Source organism: Pseudomonas sp. LS.1a, assembly GCF_022533585.1.
In the GTDB taxonomy this organism is placed as follows: domain Bacteria; phylum Pseudomonadota; class Gammaproteobacteria; order Pseudomonadales; family Pseudomonadaceae; genus Aquipseudomonas.
The window spans coordinates 79365-98233 of the sequence record NZ_CP092827.1; the positions used below are offsets into that span (position 1 = coordinate 79365).

17 protein-coding genes and 1 pseudogene are annotated in these 18869 nt (G+C 63.0%); 13 read left to right on the forward strand and 5 right to left on the reverse strand.

The window, feature by feature from the left end:
* Nucleotides 1–379 precede the first annotated feature (379 nt).
* Nucleotides 380–1012, reverse strand: a complete 633-nt coding sequence (gene yihA / locus MKK04_RS00390) for a ribosome biogenesis GTP-binding protein YihA/YsxC (RefSeq protein ID WP_085665602.1) — start codon at nucleotides 1010–1012, stop codon at nucleotides 380–382.
* A gap of 201 nt (nucleotides 1013–1213) precedes the next feature.
* Between yihA and MKK04_RS00395 the strand changes: the two genes are divergently transcribed.
* The 7 genes and pseudogenes from MKK04_RS00395 to MKK04_RS00425 all read left to right on the forward strand — a co-directional run bounded on the left by MKK04_RS00395 (nucleotide 1214) and on the right by MKK04_RS00425 (nucleotide 8474).
* The gene (locus MKK04_RS00395; protein ID WP_016484276.1) at nucleotides 1214–1516 is read left to right on the forward strand and encodes a c-type cytochrome; all 303 of its coding nucleotides are present in this window, start codon (nucleotides 1214–1216) and stop codon (nucleotides 1514–1516) included.
* Between the two features lie 31 nt (nucleotides 1517–1547).
* Nucleotides 1548–2165 carry a c-type cytochrome gene (locus tag MKK04_RS00400; protein ID WP_003256951.1) on the forward strand — a complete coding sequence of 206 codons (618 nt, stop codon included), beginning with the start codon at nucleotides 1548–1550 and terminating at the stop codon, nucleotides 2163–2165.
* Nucleotides 2166–2338: 173 nt separating this feature from the next.
* Nucleotides 2339–2971 carry a thiol:disulfide interchange protein DsbA gene (dsbA, locus tag MKK04_RS00405; RefSeq protein WP_063912372.1) on the forward strand — a complete coding sequence of 211 codons (633 nt, stop codon included), beginning with the start codon at nucleotides 2339–2341 and terminating at the stop codon, nucleotides 2969–2971.
* Nucleotides 2972–3005: 34 nt separating this feature from the next.
* A pseudogene (locus MKK04_RS00410) lies at nucleotides 3006–3838 on the forward strand (endonuclease/exonuclease/phosphatase family protein).
* A 27-nt stretch (nucleotides 3839–3865) separates the two neighbouring features.
* Entirely contained in the window at nucleotides 3866–5800 is a 1935-nt protein-coding gene (locus MKK04_RS00415; protein WP_241106141.1) for a diguanylate cyclase, read from the forward strand.
* Between the two features lie 80 nt (nucleotides 5801–5880).
* Entirely contained in the window at nucleotides 5881–6669 is a 789-nt protein-coding gene (locus tag MKK04_RS00420; RefSeq protein WP_207831515.1) for an N-acetylmuramoyl-L-alanine amidase, read from the forward strand.
* Nucleotides 6670–6869: 200 nt separating this feature from the next.
* Nucleotides 6870–8474, forward strand: a complete 1605-nt coding sequence (locus tag MKK04_RS00425) for an EAL domain-containing protein (RefSeq protein ID WP_207831517.1) — start codon at nucleotides 6870–6872, stop codon at nucleotides 8472–8474.
* A 21-nt stretch (nucleotides 8475–8495) separates the two neighbouring features.
* Here the strand turns inward: MKK04_RS00425 and MKK04_RS00430 are convergent, their stop codons facing one another.
* Both MKK04_RS00430 and algB read right to left on the reverse strand, forming a co-directional pair.
* Nucleotides 8496–10262: a KinB sensor domain-containing domain gene (locus tag MKK04_RS00430; RefSeq protein WP_207831519.1), complete on the reverse strand. Its 1767-nt coding sequence runs from the start codon at nucleotides 10260–10262 to the stop codon at nucleotides 8496–8498.
* Between the two features lie 11 nt (nucleotides 10263–10273).
* Nucleotides 10274–11620 (reverse strand): sigma-54-dependent response regulator transcription factor AlgB, encoded by a 1347-nt coding sequence (algB, locus tag MKK04_RS00435; RefSeq protein WP_207831521.1) that lies wholly within the window; start codon nucleotides 11618–11620, stop codon nucleotides 10274–10276.
* Nucleotides 11621–11832: 212 nt separating this feature from the next.
* Between algB and MKK04_RS00440 the strand changes: the two genes are divergently transcribed.
* From MKK04_RS00440 to MKK04_RS00465, 6 genes are all read left to right on the forward strand, one after another.
* On the forward strand, nucleotides 11833–12654 hold the full coding sequence (locus MKK04_RS00440) for a BON domain-containing protein (RefSeq protein ID WP_207831523.1): 822 nt from the start codon (nucleotides 11833–11835) through the stop codon (nucleotides 12652–12654).
* 174 nt (nucleotides 12655–12828) lie between these two features.
* Entirely contained in the window at nucleotides 12829–13119 is a 291-nt protein-coding gene (locus MKK04_RS00445; RefSeq protein ID WP_207831525.1) for a hypothetical protein, read from the forward strand.
* 38 nt (nucleotides 13120–13157) lie between these two features.
* Nucleotides 13158–13319, forward strand: coding sequence for a DUF1328 domain-containing protein (locus MKK04_RS00450; protein WP_003252966.1), 162 nt, complete (start codon nucleotides 13158–13160; stop codon nucleotides 13317–13319).
* Nucleotides 13320–13321: 2 nt separating this feature from the next.
* Nucleotides 13322–13792, forward strand: a complete 471-nt coding sequence (locus MKK04_RS00455; protein WP_233688234.1) for an inhibitor of vertebrate lysozyme family protein — start codon at nucleotides 13322–13324, stop codon at nucleotides 13790–13792.
* Nucleotides 13793–14538: 746 nt separating this feature from the next.
* Nucleotides 14539–15867 (forward strand): glutamate/aspartate:proton symporter GltP, encoded by a 1329-nt coding sequence (gltP, locus tag MKK04_RS00460; RefSeq protein ID WP_144170058.1) that lies wholly within the window; start codon nucleotides 14539–14541, stop codon nucleotides 15865–15867.
* Nucleotides 15868–16059: 192 nt separating this feature from the next.
* Entirely contained in the window at nucleotides 16060–17289 is a 1230-nt protein-coding gene (locus tag MKK04_RS00465) for a nucleoside recognition domain-containing protein (protein ID WP_063912382.1), read from the forward strand.
* A 25-nt stretch (nucleotides 17290–17314) separates the two neighbouring features.
* Here MKK04_RS00465 and MKK04_RS00470 read toward each other — a convergent pair whose 3' ends face one another.
* Nucleotides 17315–17932 (reverse strand): ABC-type transport auxiliary lipoprotein family protein, encoded by a 618-nt coding sequence (locus tag MKK04_RS00470; protein ID WP_241106142.1) that lies wholly within the window; start codon nucleotides 17930–17932, stop codon nucleotides 17315–17317.
* Nucleotides 17929–18867 (reverse strand): MlaD family protein, encoded by a 939-nt coding sequence (locus MKK04_RS00475; RefSeq protein ID WP_207831533.1) that lies wholly within the window; start codon nucleotides 18865–18867, stop codon nucleotides 17929–17931. Before MKK04_RS00475 ends, MKK04_RS00470 begins: the two co-directional genes overlap by 4 nt.
* Nucleotides 18868–18869 lie beyond the last annotated feature (2 nt).

The window sequence follows — 18869 nt, forward strand, 5'->3', positions numbered from 1 at the left end:
TGGGACGCGGGTCCTGGCTCCGCTCAGTGCCAGTGGTGCTGAGGTTTCATGAAACTATCGCAAATAGTTTTCAGGGCTTTGGAACTTAACCGGTGAAGCGGAACTCAGAGTAACTGAATGGCTGGTGAAGCCTTTCGATGCTCCTATGTTGTGTTAAGTGTTGGCAGATATCTGGACCCCGCCCTAGCGGTCCGGACTTGGACCCCGAACTTCTCCCTCCCCATACGAAGTCCGGGGTTTTTTTTGCCCGGAATTTGCCTTGAGTATGGTGAAGGAACACTGTGGGAGCGGGCGCGCCCGCGAACCTGGGCGAAGCCCAGGCCATGCTCCGCGCTGGATTCTTCGCGGGCATGCCCGCTCCCACAGGTTCAGCAAACCTTCAAATGACTGGCTTGTCTTCCAGCTCCATCCAGTCCGCCAGCACCCGGTAGGCCTCTTCCACGCCCAGGCGCTTGGGCGCCGAGAACAGCTGGATGGTCACGCCATCGCCCCAGCCCTTGCGGATTTCCGATTGCACCTTGAGCAGGGTGTTCTTGCCTGCGCCGTGGGTCAGCTTGTCGGCCTTGGTCAGCAGGATGTGCATCGGCATGCTGCTGGCCTTGGCCCAATCGAGCATCATCTTGTCGAAGTCGGTCATCGGGTGGCGCACATCCATCATCAGGATCACGCCACGCAGGCACTCCCGGCTACCCAGGTAGGCTTCCAGGTGTTTCTGCCAGTGCTGCTTGAGCGGAATCGGGACTTTTGCATAACCGTAGCCAGGCAGGTCGACCAAACGCCGTTCATCGTCCAGACTGAAGAAATTCAACAGCTGGGTGCGCCCGGGGGTTTTCGAGGTGCGCGCCAGGCTGGCATGAGTCAGGGTATTGAGGGCGCTGGATTTGCCGGCGTTGGAGCGGCCGGCGAAAGCCACCTCGTAACCCTGGTCGTCCGGGCATTGTTCGACCTTGGCAGCGCTGAGGGCGAATTTGGCTTTCTGGCAGAGGCCGAGGATGGGGTTCTTGACTTGCATGGGATATCCGATGTGGGTGTTGCCTGACTCTTTGGGCCCGAGCCTGGCAAGCGGTGTCGTTTCCGTTTGGATGGCGGAAGTATATAATGCCCCAGTTTTTGTGTGCTCATTCTCCCGGCGAAGGAGAACGGGCATGGGGTGTCGAACAATAGCTCGCGCAACAGAACGCAGCGCGGCCCCCAACCCTGAAGGTCGTTCCGCATGGCGAAATGGCTGCTTGCTGTCGGTATGTTCCTGCCGGTTTTCAGCGCACAGGCTACACAGGATCCCGAGGTGTTGTACAACCGCACGTGTGCGGCCTGTCACACCGGGCAGTTGCCACAGGCACCCAGGCAGGGTGACCGGGCAGCATGGGAGCCACGGCTGGCGCAAGGCATGGATGTACTGGTGAAGCACGTGACCCAGGGTTTCAAGGCTATGCCGCCGCGTGGATTGTGCATGGACTGCAGTGCCGAGGACTACCGTTTGGTCATCCTTTGGATGAGTGGCAGTCCCGATACATAACATTTCACCCTTAGCCGTGTTGGATTAGCTGATGAACAAACTAGTCGTGAGTCTGCTGTTGACCCTGGGTGTCGCAGGTGCGGCCACTGCTGCGCAACCCGTCAAAGGCGATGCCGCCGCCGGCCAGGCCAAGACGGCCGTCTGTGGCGCCTGCCACAACCCCGACGGCAACAGCCTGGCACCGAACTTCCCGAAACTGGCCGGCCAAGGCCAGCGCTACCTCGAAAAACAACTGCACGATATCAAGTCGGGCAAGCGTACCGTGCTGGAGATGACCGGCATGCTGGCCGCATTCAGCGACCAGGACCTGGCCGATATCGCCGCCTACTTCTCCAGCCAGAAAGGCAGCGTGGGCGCGGCCGATCCCAAGCTGGTCGAACGTGGCCGGGCGCTATTCAACGGCGGCGACCTGGAAAAAGGCATGCCCGCCTGCACCGGCTGCCACTCGCCGAACGGCGCCGGCATCGCCCTGGCCGGCTTCCCGCACCTGGGCGGGCAGCACGCGCAGTATGTGACCAAGCAGCTCACCGACTTCCGCGAAGGCAACCGCACCAACGATGGCGATGCCATGACCATGCGCACCATCGCCGGCAAGCTGAGCAACCACGACATCGAGGCGTTGGCCAGTTACATCCAGGGCCTGCACTGAGGCCATTACAGGCGGCGCATTAACTTTCAGTTAATGTTGTAGGCCAATGATGAAAGGGCGGCCGGACCGCCCTTTTTTCCGTCCGCAGCCGTTACACTACAGAACTCGGCCCCTTCCCGGCCTGTCTCAGTACAGGTCGCGTCGTGGCGACAATGACTGCCCAGGAGTAAAGCATGCGTAAACTGATTCTCAGCGCCGCGCTGGTCGCTGCCAGCGTATTCGGTATGACTGCCGTCCAGGCCGCCGAGCCTGTTGCCGGCAAGGAATACCTCGAGCTGAGCAACCCTGTTCAAGTTTCCGTGCCTGGCAAGATCGAAGTGGTTGAGCTGTTCTGGTACGGCTGCCCACACTGCTACCACTTCGAGCCAACCATCAACCCATGGGTTGAAAAGCTGCCCAAGGACGTCAACTTCAAGCGCGTACCGGCCATGTTCGGTGGCGCGTGGGACGCCCACGGCCAGATGTTCCTGACCCTGGAAGCCATGGGCGTCGAGCACAAGGTGCACGCCGCGGTGTTCGATGCCATCCAGAACCAGCGCAAGCGCCTGACCGACCCGCAGGACATGGCCGACTTCCTCGCCACCCAGGGCGTGGACAAGGACAAGTTCCTCGCCACCTTCAACTCGTTCGCCATCAAAGGCCAGGTCAACCAGGCCAAGGAGCTGGCGAAGAAGTACGAGATCACCGGCGTACCGAGCATGGTGGTCAACGGCAAATACCGCTTCGACCTGGGTACCGCCGGCGGGCCGGAAGGCGTACTGAACGTTGCCGACCAGCTGATCGCCAAGGAGCGCGCCGCTAAGTAAGCGGCGTAACCCATGCGCCGCTTCAGAACCGCGCGTGGCATTGGCTTGCACCAGCCGCAGGTCAACGAACATCACCTGCAGGCCCCGGGCCTGCCGGAGGATGGTCGCCTGCGGCTGCTCAGTTTCAACATCCAGGTGGGCATCAGCACCGAGCGCTACCGGCATTACCTGACCCGCAGCTGGCAGCACCTGCTGCCGCACAACGGTCGTGCCGGCAACCTGCAGAAGATTGGCCAACTGCTGGGCGACTTCGACCTGGTGGCCTTGCAGGAGGCCGATGGCGGCAGCCTGCGCTCGGGCTACGTCAACCAGGTCGAGCACCTGGCCCACCTGGGCGCCTTCCCCTACTGGTACCAGCAACTCAACCGCAACCTTGGGCGTTTTGCCCAGCACAGCAATGGCGTGCTCAGCCGCCTGAAGCCGCAGCTGCTCGAAGACCACCCGCTGCCCGGCCCAGCTGGGCGTGGTGCGATCCTGGTGCGTTTTGGCGAGGGTGAAGATGCGCTGATCGTGGTGATGATGCACCTGGCCCTCGGCGCCAAGACCCGCGCCCTGCAGCTGGGCTACATCCGCGAGCTGATTGGTGGCTACCGCCACCAGGTGCTGATGGGCGACATGAATACCCATGCCACCGACCTGCTGGAGCACTCGCCGCTGCGCGACCTGGGCCTGATTGCCCCGCAAGTCGAAGCCACCTTCCCCAGCTGGCGCCCACAGCGTTGCCTGGACCACATCCTGCTCAGCCCAAGCCTCACGCTGGAGCGTGTCGAGGTGCTGGCGCAGCCAATTTCCGACCACCTTCCCGTTGCTGTCGAGATTCGATTGCCTGATGCATTGACTGTGGATACGCTGCCGGTCCTGAGCTAATTGCCATCACCGTTTGCGGACCCGGGCATGACTGAAGACGCTGAGCGCTGGAAAGAGAAATACCTTAAAAGCATCGAGCAGCAGGAAAAGCTCGAGCGCCGTTGGGACGCCCGTCTCGACCTGCTGCGCCGCGGCCTGGTACGCAGCACCTTGGCTGCCGAAGGCAGTGACAAGGTGGTGGACCAGTGCATGAAGGAAATGCGCGAGGTCATCCGCAGCGACAACATGGACGCCGGCCTTGCCGGGCTGATTCCGCGTCTTGAGAAGGCGGTGCTGGACTCCGAACAGCGCCGGGAAACCCGCATGAACCAGGTCAGCGATGCGCTGATCGCGCTGGTCGGTCAACTGCAAGGCCTGCCGCTGCCAAACGATGTCTCGCGGCCGTTGAAAAAACTGGCGAAGAAGCTCGACGGCGGCGTGGCCCAGTCACGCGACCTGCCACCGTTGCTGGGTGAATTGAGCGGCTTGCAGGGCCGCGCGCTGTCAGCCTTGGGCAAATCGGGGGAAGATGCCCGGCCGGGGTTCTTGCAGCGTTTGTTCGGCAGCCGCGAGGATGACGTGCAAGGCGAGCCAGCGCTTGCGCCGCTGGCGTCGCCTGTTGCCGAGGCGCAGCCCTTGGCAGCACCGGGCAGTGTCGATGCCGACGATGTGGATGCGCTACAGCGGCTACCAGCCTTTCCAGCCTCTGTTGTCGAGGCCCCGGTAACGCCCAAGCCCGAGCTGGAGGTTGCTGGCCCCGCGTTGATCGAAACGGCCGAACTGTCGCCAGCCCCGCTGCCGCAGCCGCTACCGGACGACGTGCCAGCCCCGGAAGTTGCCGCCAGTGAGGCACCGGCTAAAGCACAACCGGTACAAACACTGGAAGAAACCTTCGGTGAAGACGGCCCTTATGCCCTGCCTTACGCGGTAGAGCCGCCCTACAGCCAGGTTGCTGCGCACATCGAGCAAACCCTGATCGGCCTGCTCGATGACCTCAGCCTGCCGGAGCGGCACAAGGCCCAGGCACTGAACATGCGCGAGCGGGTCGCCCGCGGCCTGAACTGGTATGAGCTGATCCCGGTGCTGGATGACCTGGCTGTGCTCATGCTGGCGATCACCGACAGCGGCCAGCACGAATTTGAAACCTACCTGCAGCAGCTCAACGAACGCCTGGAAGGTTTTCAGAGCCACCTGCACGAGGCCAGCGCCGGCCATGCCGATAACAGCTCGGCCGCCCGCGAGCTGGATACCCAGCTGCGTGAGCACGTCGATGGGCTGCAGAGCAGTGTGCAAGGTGCCGCCGATGTGGACAGCCTCAAGCACATTCTGGAAAACCGTCTGGAAGGCCTGCTGGTGACCATGGACGAGCACAAGCACGAGCGCGATCGCCGCGAGCAGGAGCTGGCCGGACGGCTGCAAGGGCTGTCGGAGCGGGTGGCGAGCATGGAGCAGGAGGCGCTCGGCTACCGCGAGCACCTGGAAGAGCAGCGCCAGAAAGCCCTGCTCGACCCCCTTACCGGCCTGCCCAACCGTGCGGCCTGGAGCGAGCGGGTCGAGCGCGAAATACTCGAATGGCAGGCGCACGGCGGTCATCTGGCGATGGCGATCCTCGACCTGGACCATTTCAAGCGTATCAACGACAGCTATGGGCACCTGGCCGGGGACAAGGTTTTGAAGATCGTCGCCGACCAGTTGCGCAAGCGCCTGCGCGGCCGTGATTTCATCGCCCGCTTTGGCGGCGAGGAGTTTGTCCTGCTGCTACCGCAAACCTCGCCGGCCGACGCCGCCCAGATAGCCGAGGTGCTGCGGGCCACGGTCGAGGCATGCCCGTTCCACTTCAAGGGCGAACGGGTAGTGATCACCACGTCCATCGGCCTGGGTGCATTCCGTTCCGGTGAGCGCGGTGACCAGGTGCTCAAGCGCGCCGATGCGGCGCTGTACCGGGCCAAGGAGTTGGGGCGCAATCGCGTCGAGCAGGCATAGCCGGCAGCCGCTGACTCGCGGCAAGCACGGTCATCGGGGAGCACGTTATACTGTAGCGCTCATTCGCTGAGGCTATTGACGTGCTTTCCACGCTTAAAAAAACCCTGGTCTCCTTCCTGTTGTTGTCTGTCGCTGGTTGCTCGACGGGCCTGCGCATCGACCGTAGCCATCCCTCGGTCAACCAGGACAACCGCATCCAGTTCGTTGTCCTGCACTACACCAATGCTTCACTGGAGCGTTCCCTGGCGTTGCTGACCCATGGCGAAGTCAGCAGCCATTACCTGATTGGTGATGGCCCGGCGACGGTGTACCAGCTGGTGGATGAAAGCCGCCGTGCCTGGCATGCCGGTGATAGCCAGTGGCAGGGGCGAACCTGGCTGAACTCCTCGTCCATCGGTATAGAAATCGTCAACCCAGGCTTCACCGACACGCCGAATGGCCGGGTCTGGCACCCTTACAGCGAAGCGCAGGTCCAGTCGCTGATCGCGCTGCTGAAGGACATCGTCAAACGTAACAACATCGAGCCACGGCACATCATTGGCCATAGCGATATCGCGCCGCTGCGCAAGCTGGACCCGGGGCCGCTGTTCCCGTGGAAGCGCCTGGCCGACGCCGGGCTGGGTGTCTGGCCGGATGCCAATGCCGTGGCACGGCAGCAGGCCTATTTCAGCGTCAACCCGCCAAGCGTTGGCTGGTATCAGCAGGAACTGGCGCGGTTTGGCTATGCGATCGAGCAGACCGGGGTACTGGATGTTGCCACCCGCCATGTGATCGCCGCGTTCCAGATGCGTTTCCGCCCACAGCGCTTCGATGGCATGCCGGATGCGCAGACGGCGGCGATGCTGCAGGTGCTCAACCGGATGCGTTGAGCCGTCAGCGAGGCTACGCGGCCCCTGTGGGAGCGGGCACGCCCGCTCCCACAGGGGCCGCGTAGCGCTTGCAAATCGAGTTCTCTGCGACAGCGCAGTCTTGGCCGGTGGCCATCTCCCAACAAGCAAACGAAGCGCCAAACGGCGAAGGTGATTCCCGATTCAGTTGCTATACCTTAGTTATCAACTGGATGCCTTCGATGTCAGCCTTCATCGCCTTGCTGCGCCAAATTTTTTACCGTCCCTGGATGCTGGCCACATTGGCAGCACTGGCCAGCGCGGCACTGTTGCTCTCCGCCAGCATCGGCATTGCCCTGCAACAGATGAAGCAAAGCGAGAGTGCACAGATGAACGCCCAGGGCGAGCGCTTTCTTGAGCGCCTCGAGCAGGTGTTCGGCCAGTTGCGCGAAGGCGTCGACCTGCTGCAGGCGCAGCCCTTGCGCGGCTGCAGCCCGGCGATGCTGACGGCATTGCAGCAGGTAGGCCTGAGTTCACGCTTCATTTATGAAGCCGCTTACGTGGATGGTGATGTCGTCTGCTCCAACCGCGGTGATGAGCGCGCGTTCGAACCCCTGCGGGCCCCCGACATCCAGGGGCCGACCTACAGCTACTGGCTGAACACCACGACCGAACCGAACGAGAACCTGGCCGCGCTGATGCTGGGGCGGGGCAAGTTCGTGGTCTCCACCTCCCGTGGGCACCTGACCGATGTGGTCGACCTGCCCCCGGGCGGCAGCCTGGTGGTGGTGCTGGACAACGGCACCAGGGCTATCCCCGTACTGGGCCCGCCGCAGGTATGGCCGCCGCCATCGGCCTGGTCGACCAGCCACAAGTCACTGCTCGAACTCAGCGACCGCCTGATCTACCGTATGCCGACCAAGTCACCGGACTACCAGCTGGTGCTGATTGCCCCCCGGGCGAGCCTGCCGTTGAGGATGAACGGCATGCTCTGGCTTCTGTTCCCCGGCAGTGTACTGGCGGCCTGCTGCATCGGCTGGCTGGTGCTGCAACTGATCCTGCAGCGGCGGTCGATGAGCTCCGAATTGCAGAATGCCTTGCGCCGTGGCGAGCTGCAGGTGCTCTACCAGCCGATATTCGAACTCGACAGCCGGCGCTGTGTGGGTGCCGAGGCCCTGGTGCGCTGGCGCCGCCCGGATGGCACCCTGACCAGCCCGGACCTGTTCATCCCGTTGGCGGAAAACACCGGGCAGATTCGCCAGATCACTGACTTTGTCCTGCAGCGTGTGCTGGAACAGCTAGGGCAACTGCTGCGCTCGCACCCCAACCTGTACATTTCGGTGAACCTGGCGGCCTGCGATGTGATGGTGCCGCGCATTGGCCGGGTGGCGGCGCGCTTGCTGGCTTTGCACCGGGTGGCGGCCAGCCAGATTGCCTTCGAAGTGACCGAACGCGGCCTGATCGACGTGGTGGTGGCCCGCGACAACCTGCAGGCGCTGCGCGCGGTGGGGCATCAGGTGCTGATCGACGATTTTGGTACGGGTTATTGCAGCCTGGCCTACTTGCAGACCCTGCCGGTGGACTGCCTGAAGATCGACAAGGCCTTTATTGATGCCTTGGGGCATGACGCCGCCAGCAGCGGAGTGGCCCCGCATATCATTCGCATGGCTCATGACCTGCACCTGCGGGTGATTGCCGAAGGCATCGAGTGTGAAGACCAGGCGGTGCTGCTGAACAGCGAAGGGGTCAATTATGGCCAGGGCTGGCTGTTTGCCCGGCCATTGAATGCTCGGCAGTTTGCCGAACTGGTGACCCGCGGACGGCTGCCGCGGCGGGTTGAGCATTGAGCGATCCTGCGTCGGCCTCATTCAGACCGGCAGCGCCATGTAGAACTGGGTCCCCTGCCCCGGCCGGGAAAATACGCCCATGCGCCCGCCGTGCAGCTGCACGATCTCTTTGCACAACGCCAGCCCCAGCCCGGCGCCGCCTTTCTTGCGCCCTACCTGTACGAAGGGCTCGAAGATGCGCCCCTGCTGCCCATAGGCAATGCCTTCGCCGTTGTCCTCGACACTGATGATCACTCGCTCCGCATGCCGTCGTGCGTGCAGGCGGATGCGCCCGCCGTTGGCGGTATGGCGGATGGCGTTATTCAACAGGTTGTCCAGCACCCGGTCGAGCTGGGCGATGTCGGCCTGGATACGCGGTAGCGGCGGCTCCAGTTCCGTGATCAACTCGATCTGCTTGTGCGCCGCCGGTTCGGCAAAGCGCCGTTCTACACGCTCCAGCAGCTCGTCGATGGCGCAGGGGGTCAGGTCGAGCTTCTGCATCCCGCTCTGGTAGCGGCTGAAGTTGAGCAGGTCGTTGATCAACTGGGTCAGGCGCTGCATTTCCTCGCCGATGGTTTCCAGCAGGTCATGCTCGCGCGCCTCGGGCGGGAACTTGAGCCGCTCGCGCAACAGGCCGAAGGCCATGTGCATGCCGGTCACCGGGGTGCGCAGCTCGTGGGACGCGCGCAACACGAACTCGCTGCGCACGCGTTCGAAGGCTCGCTGCTCGGTGACATCGTGCAGCACCATCACCGCGCCAAGGATCGGCCCTTGCGGGTGGCTGACCGGGGTCAGGCTGTAGGCGAGCAGGCGCGTTTCGTCATCGACCTCCATGCTCAGGTCGTCCGGCTGGCGGTCGAGATTGCCGCCGCGCAGTACCTGGCGTAGCTGCTGTTCCAGCTCCGGGCGCTGCAGGGCTTCGGCCAGGCTGCTGCCCACACGGCTGTCGGTCCAGCCCAGCTGGCGCTGGGCAACCGGGTTGAGGTGCTCCAGGCGGCCCTGGCGGTTTATGATCAGCAGGCCATCGTCAATGCTGTCCAGTACGGCCTGCAAGCGTTGCTGGCCGGCCAGCAGCTCGTCAACGTTGGTGGCCTGGTGCTTGCGCAAGGCTTCTGCCATCAAGCCGAAGCGGCGGGTCAGCTGATTCAGTTCGGTGGCCTGGGTGACCGGCAGGGTGACATCGAAATTGCCCTTGCCCAGTTGGTCGGCCGCCTTGGCCAAGGCTTCGATCGGCTGGCCGAAGCGCCGGGCGATGTTGTGCGCGGTAATGAAGCCCAATACCAGCACCACCAGGCCCATCAGGCCAAGTACGCCACTGACCAGCAGGGCGTGGTCGCGGGTGTGCTCCTCGCTGCGGGTGATGTGTTCCAGGGCCTGCTTGTGGGAATCGATCAGGTCGGTGCGCACCTGGTTGAACGCGGCGCCCAGTGGCTGCTCCACGCCCATGCTACGGGCCGGCGCCGGGCTGTCGCGGTAGGCCTGGAGGAAGGCCTGGTAATTGCTGCTGGCCTTGCTGAAGCCGGTGCGTTCGCCGCCTTGTTCCAGCCCTTGGTTGAGCAGGACCTGGAAGTTGTCCTGCAGCAACCGCAGGCTCTCCGGGGAGGTCTGGTCATCGAGGATCAGGGTCATCTGTTCGCCTAGGTTCTGGCGCAACTTCAGCCCCACTTCCAGGGCGTGGGTGGTATCGCGCACCAGTCGCTGTTGCACTGTGGCCATCTGCAGCACACTGACCAGGCCCAGCAGCAGCCCGAGCAAAGCCACGGTGATCAGCGCCGAAATGCTGAGGAAAAGCCGCGTGCGCAGCTTCATGGGCGGCCACCTCACAGGTTGTACTGCTTACGTTTGCGGTACAGGGTGGAGGCGTCGATCCCCAGGGTCTTGGCGGCCTGGTCCAGGGTGTCGCTGGCGGCCAGCACCGCGCCGATGTGGGCGCGTTCCAGCTCATCCAGGCTCAGCGCGGCGCCGACGCGCGGGGCGTTGCTTGCAGGCTGTTCGCCCATGCCCAGGTGGCTGATTTCCACACGTTCCTGCGGGCAGATGATGCTGGCCCGCTCCACCACGTTGCGCAATTCTCGAATGTTGCCGGGCCAGCGGTAGTTGAGCAGGGCCGTGCGGGCTTCGTCACTGAAGCCACGGGCAGGCCGGGCGTATTCCTTGACGAAGCGGGCGAGAAAGCGATCTGCCAGCGTCAGGATGTCTTCACTGCGCTCGCGCAGGGGCGGCAGGTGCAAGGTGATGACGTTCAGGCGATACAGCAGGTCTTCGCGGAAGCGGCTTTCGCGCACCATCTCTTCGAGGTTGAGGTTGGTGGCGGCGAGGATACGCACATCGGCGCGGCGGGTGACCGGGTCGCCGACGCGCTCGTATTCCTTGTCCTGGATGAAGCGCAACAGTTTGGGCTGCAAGGTCAGTGGGAAATCGCCGATTTCGTCGAGGAACAGCGTGCCCCCATCAGCCTGGCTGACTCGCCCCAGGGTGCTTTCGCTGGCACCGGTGAAGGCGCCGCGGGTGTGGCCGAACAACTCGCTTTCCATCAGCTCGGCGTTCAGCGACGGGCAGTTGATGGTCACGCAGGCTTTGCGCGCGCGCTTGCTCCAGCCATGGATGGCTCGGGCGAGCTCACCTTTACCTGTGCCCGACTCGCCCAGGATGAGGATGTTGGCGTCGGTGGTGGCGACCTGGCGGGCGGTTTCCAGCACCGCCATCATGGCCGGGCTGTGCGAGTCGAGGCCGTCTTTGGGTTTGCGAACCTCACCTTCCAGGGCCTCCAGGCGAGCGGAAAGCTGGCGCACTTCCAGCTGCTTGGCCGTAGCCAGGCGCAGCTGGTCGGGGCTGCACGGCTTGACCAGGTAATCGGCGGCACCGGCCTGGATCGCGTCCACCGCCGTGTCGATCGCCGAGTGCGCGGTGACAATCACTACTCGCATCCAGGGCGCCTGGATACGCATCTGCGCCAGCACATCGAGGCCGTTGTCTTCGCCCAGGCGCAGATCAAGGAAGCACAGGTCGAATACCTGGCGCTGCAGCAGGGTTTCGGCCTGGGCGGCGCTGTTGGCCGTGGACACGCTATAGCCTTCGTCTTCCAGGCAGTAGCGGAAGGTGCGCAGGATCGCGGACTCGTCATCCACCAGCAGAATGCGGCCTTGGTTATCCGGGGCTGACTCCATGTGCTGCGCTCCTTAAGGATAGATCTTCATTTAGTGTGGGAAAAATCGGGCAAGTTGCATGGTCAATTGTGAAGGAGCCCGTGCTTTGCATGCTAGCCAATGGCCAATCAACGCCTGGAGGCTGCGATATCCCGATGATTTCCTTAGAGGTCTACGGTGGCACATTGGTTGCGAGGAATTTTAGCTTTTGCTCTACAAAAGGAGGCACTGCCATGTCTTTTTCCATTCGCGCCGCCGTGTTGGCCGCCACCTTGCTGCCGGTTTTCACCCCGGCATTCGCCGGCCCGGTGCAGGACGCCCGCCTGGAGGGGGCACTGCAAACGGCCCTGTCGCTGAACCGCATGCTTGACCCATTTCGTATCGAGGTCGAGGTGAACGGCAAGCAGGCGCGGCTTTCCGGTGAGGTGGAGAACGAAGTCGAACGCCAGTTGGCCGAGCATGTGGCCTTGGCAACCCGTGGCATCGAGCAGGTGGACAACCAGCTGCGGGTCGATGCCCAGCTGGTGGAACGCCCGCTGGCGCTGCGTGCCTACGCCCAGCGCCTGGAGGATGCCACCCTGGCCGCGGTGATCCGTGCGCGGCTGCTATGGAGCCGCGCCACCGAGAAGGCGCCTATAGATGTACAGAGCAGCGAAGGTGTGGTGACCCTGCGCGGCAAGGTCGACAGCGCCGAGGCCAAGGAGCTGGCCGGGGTGGTGGCGCGTACTACCGAGGGTGTGCACCTGGTCAACAACCTGGTGAGCCTCGATACCGCCGCCATGGCCAAGGCCCGGGAAGTCCCGGTGGGCGCGCCGACCGGGCCGCAACCGAGTGACAGCTGGATTATCGACAAGATCCAGAACAGCTACCGCTTCAGCCGCAACCTCGATGGCCCGAACCTGAAAGTGGCCAGCGAAGAGGGTTTGGTGCGGCTTTCGGGCGAGGTGGTCAGCAGCGAGCAGAAAACCATAGCCGTGGAGATCGCTCGGCAGATCATCGGCGTGCGCGGGGTGGATGCCGACCTGCTCAAGGTGGCGACCAAGGTCGAGGGCTGATCGTGCAATTCGCACGACGACCCGGGCGGCATCGTGCAGGATACGTCCTTGCCGGGTTTGCCGTATTTCCATAACTATCTGATTTAAAAGAATTTTATTGGAAAAAAAAGGCTGGCATGCAGGCTGCAGTTACCTGTTCAGGTTTGAACAAGAACTACAGCAGGAGGAGCAGGCATGAACCGCCAATCCGTCAACCGCTTGCAGAACGCCGCACTGCCCCTGCGTCAGATGCTGTCACTCGGCCTGGCGCTGTTGCTGACCTTGGCCGCTGGCCTCTTCTATTACAGCTGGCAGACCGCGCGCCTGGCCGAGCAAGTGGCGGCGCAGACCGCCCTGTTGACGCAGATTCAGGCAACCCGTGCCAACACTCTGGTCAGGGCCGCCGACCCGCTGCCTTCCGGCCAGGCCACTGCCTCCCCGGGCACCCTGGAAAATGTCGTACCCCAGGACCGCTGGGTGTTCTGACTCGCCGGACCGATTTCGATAAAGAAAGGAGAACCACCATGCTGAGCTGGGCTATCACTTTCCTCATCATCGCCATTGTCGCTGCCGTACTGGGCTTCGGTGGTATCGCGGGCGCTGCCACGGGTATCGCGAAGATTCTGTTCATTGTCTTCCTGGTGCTGTTCGTGGCCTCTTTCTTCTTTGGACGTGGACGAGGTTGAAGATGGGCAGTAAGCGTTGGACAGCCCTGGCTGCCGCCCTGTTACTGGGTGGCAGCGCGGTGGCGATGGCGGCCAATGACGGCCAGGTCCGGGTCGACCAGCTGCTCGGTTCGGACCCGGAGTACCGGGAAACCTGGCAGGACACGATCAAAGGCGAGGAACGCCTGCCCGATTGGGTGGTCAATCTGACCGGCAGTGCCCAGCAGCAGATGTCCGCCGTTACCGAAGACGGCGACAAGTACCTCGTCGGCCCGTTGTGCGAAGGCCAGGACAACTGCACCTACAAGCGCCTGATCGTGGCGTTCAGCTGGGACAAGGACGATGCCTACGGGATGCTCGTGGAGGTACCCGAAGGTTTGCCGAACGACAAGTCGCCCACCCGCCATGCGCAGTACCGCTGGCTGGGTGAGCCGGACGACGGCATGAAGGCGATGTTGAAGGAGCAGCTAAAGCGTGACCCGAACTGGTACTGAGGGTTTGCACCCGGTACGGATGAAAAGTCATGCACTGTCACGTAATAGAAGCTGAACCTTTCTATATTTCAGGCTTCTATGATGCGCCGCCCCGAGGAGGGGCAGCGCATGACCAAGGGGCCGGGCTGTTCTGATTGTTGCAGGATCGGAGTGGCCTAGGGGTACAGGGAGTGCCTCCAGCAATGGGCCGGGTCAGGAAAGGCGGAATCGGAAGTTTCAGGTCGGCGGTGTCATAGGGGCACCTGACCAGACCTGACTTCCGAGGAGCCATGTAGGAAACGTCTCTTCCCCTGCGCGATTTCCTCTTCGAGACACATTTTGTCTCGACCGTACATCCATTTTTTTTCGACCAACCCGGTGCTTGTACAAGTGGCATTTCAGCCATTCGGATTGTCGAACAGGCCATCTTCCTTGCCCTTTCCACTCTGCCAAATCTGCCTAAATATGGCGGGTTGGTCTTGTTCGGGATTCCGAACGTTGTAAATCAAGCACTTGCGAACCTTCTGGTTTGGTCAGAAATGTTATGCATTAACGGCATGGGCTATGCGCTTCCGGCATTAGATTTCCCCCTTTGCCATCGCAATAGTTGCCGCCTTTTTCGCTGGCCCGAGCGCCCTGTCGCTCGCCTGCGGTGTCCTTACATGAAGTCGCCGGACGGAAGCATCTGCTGCTCGTGACCTAGCCAAAGGCTCTGTGACGCGCGTTTCCGTCGGGTGCCCATGACCACTAGAACAAAGGGTAAAGACATGAAGAAGGCAAAACTGAGCCTCGCCTGGCAGATCGTCATCGGTCTGGTCCTGGGTGTTGCAATCGGCGCTCTACTGAATCATTTCAGTGCAGAAAAGGCATGGTGGATCAGCAACGTCCTCCAGCCCGCTGGTGACATCTTCATTCGCCTGATCAAGATGATCGTCGTCCCGATCGTGATTTCGTCGCTGATCGTGGGTATCGCCGGGGTTGGCGACGCGAAGAAACTTGGCAGCATCGGCCTGAAGACCATCATCTACTTCGAAGTGGTTACCACCATCGCCATCGTCGTCGGCCTGGTGTTGGCCAACCTGTTCCACCCGGGCGCCGGCATCGACATGAGCACCCTGGGTACCGTGGACATCTCCAAGTACCAGGCCACCGCGGCCGAAGTGCAGCATGAGCACGCGTTCATCGAAACCCTGCTGAACCTGATCCCGTCGAACATCTTCGCAGCGCTGATGCGTGGCGAAATGCTGCCGATCATCTTCTTCTCGGTGATGTTCGGCCTGGGCCTGTCGAGCCTGCAGGCAGAGCTGCGCGACCCTCTGGTGCGTACCTTCCAGGCGGTTTCCGAGACCATGTTCAAGGTCACCCACATGATCATGAACTACGCTCCGATCGGCGTGTTCGCCCTGATCGCCGTGACCGTCGCCAACTTCGGTTTCAGCTCGCTGCTGCCGCTGGCCAAGCTGGTGCTGCTGGTGTACTTCGCCATCGCCTTCTTCGCCTTCATGGTGCTGGGCCTGGTTGCCCGCCTGTTCGGCTTCTCGGTGATCAAGATCATGCGCATCATGAAAGATGAGCTGATCCTTGCCTACTCCACCTCCAGCTCGGAGACCGTGCTGCCGCGCGTGATCGAGAAGATGGAGAAATACGGTGCACCGAAGTCGATCTGCTCGTTCGTGGTACCGACCGGCTACTCGTTCAACCTCGACGGCTCGACCCTGTACCAGAGCATTGCGGCCATCTTCATTGCCCAGCTGTACGGTATCGACCTGTCGTGGAGCCAGCAGTTGCTGCTGGTGCTGACCCTGATGGTCACTTCCAAAGGTATCGCTGGCGTACCGGGTGTTTCCTTCGTGGTCCTGCTGGCCACCCTGGGCAGCGTGGGCATCCCGCTGGAAGGCCTGGCCTTTATCGCCGGTGTCGACCGCATCATGGACATGGCCCGTACCGCCCTGAACGTTGTGGGCAATGCCCTGGCAGCCCTGGTCATCGCTCGCTGGGAGGGCATGTACGACGCCGCCAAGGGCGAGAAGTACTACGCCTCGCTGATGGCCGGCAAGCAGGAAGCGGCCATGGTTGGCGAAACCGCCAAGCGCTGAGCCTGACTGCTGCATGACCAAGAGCCCCGACTTGTCGGGGCTTTTTGTTGCCTGTGAGATCCTGGGGCCGCTTTGCGGCCCTTTCGCGACGCAAGGCCGCTCCCACAATGGCCGGCGTATAGCGAGCTCTGTGGGAGCGGCCTTGTGTCGCGATACGCTATCATTCGGGCATTTTTCAGGGGGAACACACGGATGCTCAACGGCCTTTGGCTTGGCTTTTTCCTGGTGGCAGCAGTGTCTGCCCTGGCCCAATGGCTGGTAGGCGGCAACGCCGGCATCTTCGCGGCGATGGTCGAGAGCATATTCGCCATGGCCAAGCTGTCGGTCGAGGTGATGGTGCTGCTGTTCGGCACGCTGACCCTGTGGCTGGGCTTTCTCAAGATCGCCGAGAAAGCTGGCATCGTCGAGTGGCTGGCCAAGGTGCTGGGCCCGCTGTTTGCCCGGCTGATGCCGGAAGTGCCACCCGGCCACCCGGCCCTGGGCCTGATCACCATGAACTTCGCCGCCAACGGCCTGGGCCTGGATAACGCCGCCACGCCGATCGGCCTGAAGGCCATGCGCGCGCTGCAGGAGCTGAACCCCAGCAGCACCACGGCGAGCAATGCGCAGATCCTGTTCCTGGTGCTCAACGCCTCGTCGCTGACCTTGCTGCCGGTGACCATCTTCATGTACCGGGCCCAGCAAGGTGCGGCGGACCCGACCATGGTGTTCCTGCCGATCCTGCTGGCCACCAGCGTCTCGACCCTGGTCGGCCTGCTGTCGGTGGCGGTGATGCAGCGCCTGCGCCTATGGGACCCGGTAGTGCTCGCCTACCTGATCCCGGGGGCCCTGTTGCTAGGTGGGTTCATGGCCTTCCTCGGCACCCTGTCGGCGGCCGCGCTGGCCAGCCTGTCGTCGATCCTGGGCAACCTCACGTTGTTTGGCGTGATCATCCTGTTCCTGGTGGTCGGTGCCTTGAAGCGGGTGAAGGTGTATGAAGCCTTTGTCGAGGGCGCGAAAGAAGGCTTCGACGTGGCCAAGGGCCTGTTGCCTTACCTGGTGGCGATGCTGGTGGCGGTGGGTGTGCTGCGGGCTTCAGGCGCCCTGGAACTGGCCCTGGACGGTATCCGCCATGCGGTGACCTGGCTCGGCCTGGACACCCGCTTCGTCGAGGGCCTGCCCACGGCGCTGGTCAAGCCGTTCTCCGGCAGCGCGGCGCGGGCGATGCTGATCGAGACCATGCAGACCCATGGCGTGGACAGCTTCCCGGCGCTGGTGGCAGCGACGATTCAGGGCAGTACCGAAACCACCTTCTACGTGCTGGCGGTGTACTTTGGTGCCGTGGGTATCCAGCGGGTGCGTCACGCGGTCGGGTGCGCATTGCTGGCGGAATTGTCCGGGGTGATCGCGGCGATCTTCGTCTGCTACTGGTTCTTCGCCTGACGCTCCCACAAAAAGCAGGCAGGGGTCAGTGAGCCGGAACGCTGGCTGCTTGCGCAATGGTCCAACTCACCACCTGCCCGGTCAGCTGGTCGCAGGCCTTGCCGAAGCCGGCAACCACCGCTGACACCTGCTTGTCGGCCAGCGGCTGGCGGATTTCGAAGCGTTTGCTGGCCAGAATACGCTGGTTGCGGCCCTGGACCAGGCGTACGTCATAGCGGATCACCACCTCCACTGCCCCGCCCGCGTGGTATTCGGTCTGGAACGCCTGCAGCTCGCCAGCCAGCTCGTAGTCGGCTTGCAGGTTGCTGTCGTCGGCGCTCAGGCGTTGTACCTGGCCGTCACGCTGGAAGCCGTCGAGCAGGCGGTTGCGCAGCAGCACCGGCACTGCATCGCTCCAGCGCGCGCCCTTGTAGCTGCTGACCACATCGCCCTGGGGAATCACGGCAATTCGTGGCCCGGCCAGCACGTCGCTGGCCAGCGGCTTGTTCAGGCGCAATGACCAGTCCAGCGCCGGCACCGTGCGGCTGGGCTGGCTCACCGGCAGGCGGTACAGGTCGACGGGTTCGCTCTGCGGCAGGATCGAGCAGGCACTGGCCAGGCTCAGCGCGGCCGCCAGGGCCAGCAGGTGCAGCGACGGTTTCATGGCTGGAACTCCTTGTTGTTGTCGCGGCCAAGCAGGTAACCGCCAGGGTCGGCCTCCAGTTGCCGGGAAATGCCTTTGAGTGCGTTGAGGGTTTCGCGCAATTCGCGAATCGCCGGGGTCAGCTGGTTCAGACCCTGGGCACCGTCGCCGATGGCTTCGTGGTTTTCCTGGAGCAGGCGGTTGATGGTGGCGGTGCTCTCGGCCAGCGACTGCATGGCCTGCTCGGCGCTGCCGATCGCCTGCTTGCCTTCGCTGCCCAGCAGGCCGTTGGCGTTGCGCATCAGTGCCTGGGTTTCGGCCAGGGTGGCGCTGGCCTGCTTGCCCACTTGCACCAGTTGTTCGATGGCCTGGGCGATGCTGCCGTGCTGGCCGGCGAAGGCACCGGTGGTCTTGTCGAGGTTGGCCAAGGTGTTGCTGAGGTGACCAATGTTGTCTTCGGAGAACATCTGATTGGCGTTGTGCAGCAGCAGGTTGATGTTGGTCACCAGGTCGCTGCTGTCATTGAGCAGGCGCGAAATCGGCGAGGGCGACGCGATGATCACCGGCAGTTTGCCGTCCTTGCCTTTCAGCTCTGGGCTTTGCGGGGTACCGCCGCTGAGCTGGATGAACGAGTTGCCGGTCACGCCGGCCAGGGTCAGCTTGGCCTGGGTGTCTTCCTTTACCGGAGTGTCGGCACTCAGGCGCACCCGTGCCAGTACCCGGCGCGGGTCCTTCGGGTCCAGGCGCAGGGTAGACACGTCGCCCACCTTGATGCCGTTGTACTGCACCGGGCTGCCGCGGGACAGGCCGGAGACCGCTTCGTTGAACACCACTTCGTAGTCCTTGAAGGCATCGTCGACACTGGACTTGGCCAGCCACAGGCCGAACAGCATGGCACCGGCCACCACCAGGACGGTGACCAGGCCGATAAGAACGTGATGGGCTCGGGTTTCCATTG

What these genes read in the sequence shown, in the direction of transcription:
- MKK04_RS00400 (WP_003256951.1), top strand. Translation starts at nt 1,548, where the DNA reads ATGAACAAACTAGTCGTGAGTCTGCTGTTGACCCTGGGTGTCGCAGGT.
- dsbA (WP_063912372.1), top strand. Translation starts at nt 2,339, where the DNA reads ATGCGTAAACTGATTCTCAGCGCCGCGCTGGTCGCTGCCAGCGTATTC.
- MKK04_RS00415 (WP_241106141.1), top strand. Translation starts at nt 3,866, where the DNA reads ATGACTGAAGACGCTGAGCGCTGGAAAGAGAAATACCTTAAAAGCATC.
- MKK04_RS00465 (WP_063912382.1), top strand. Translation starts at nt 16,060, where the DNA reads ATGCTCAACGGCCTTTGGCTTGGCTTTTTCCTGGTGGCAGCAGTGTCT.
- MKK04_RS00440 (WP_207831523.1), top strand. Translation starts at nt 11,833, where the DNA reads ATGTCTTTTTCCATTCGCGCCGCCGTGTTGGCCGCCACCTTGCTGCCG.
- MKK04_RS00475 (WP_207831533.1), bottom strand. Translation starts at nt 18,867, where the DNA reads ATGGAAACCCGAGCCCATCACGTTCTTATCGGCCTGGTCACCGTCCTG.
- MKK04_RS00425 (WP_207831517.1), top strand. Translation starts at nt 6,870, where the DNA reads ATGTCAGCCTTCATCGCCTTGCTGCGCCAAATTTTTTACCGTCCCTGG.
- algB (WP_207831521.1), bottom strand. Translation starts at nt 11,620, where the DNA reads ATGGAGTCAGCCCCGGATAACCAAGGCCGCATTCTGCTGGTGGATGAC.
- MKK04_RS00455 (WP_233688234.1), top strand. Translation starts at nt 13,322, where the DNA reads ATGGGCAGTAAGCGTTGGACAGCCCTGGCTGCCGCCCTGTTACTGGGT.
- MKK04_RS00445 (WP_207831525.1), top strand. Translation starts at nt 12,829, where the DNA reads ATGAACCGCCAATCCGTCAACCGCTTGCAGAACGCCGCACTGCCCCTG.
- MKK04_RS00450 (WP_003252966.1), top strand. Translation starts at nt 13,158, where the DNA reads ATGCTGAGCTGGGCTATCACTTTCCTCATCATCGCCATTGTCGCTGCC.
- MKK04_RS00430 (WP_207831519.1), bottom strand. Translation starts at nt 10,262, where the DNA reads ATGAAGCTGCGCACGCGGCTTTTCCTCAGCATTTCGGCGCTGATCACC.
- yihA (WP_085665602.1), bottom strand. Translation starts at nt 1,012, where the DNA reads ATGCAAGTCAAGAACCCCATCCTCGGCCTCTGCCAGAAAGCCAAATTC.
- gltP (WP_144170058.1), top strand. Translation starts at nt 14,539, where the DNA reads ATGAAGAAGGCAAAACTGAGCCTCGCCTGGCAGATCGTCATCGGTCTG.
- MKK04_RS00395 (WP_016484276.1), top strand. Translation starts at nt 1,214, where the DNA reads ATGGCGAAATGGCTGCTTGCTGTCGGTATGTTCCTGCCGGTTTTCAGC.
- MKK04_RS00470 (WP_241106142.1), bottom strand. Translation starts at nt 17,932, where the DNA reads ATGAAACCGTCGCTGCACCTGCTGGCCCTGGCGGCCGCGCTGAGCCTG.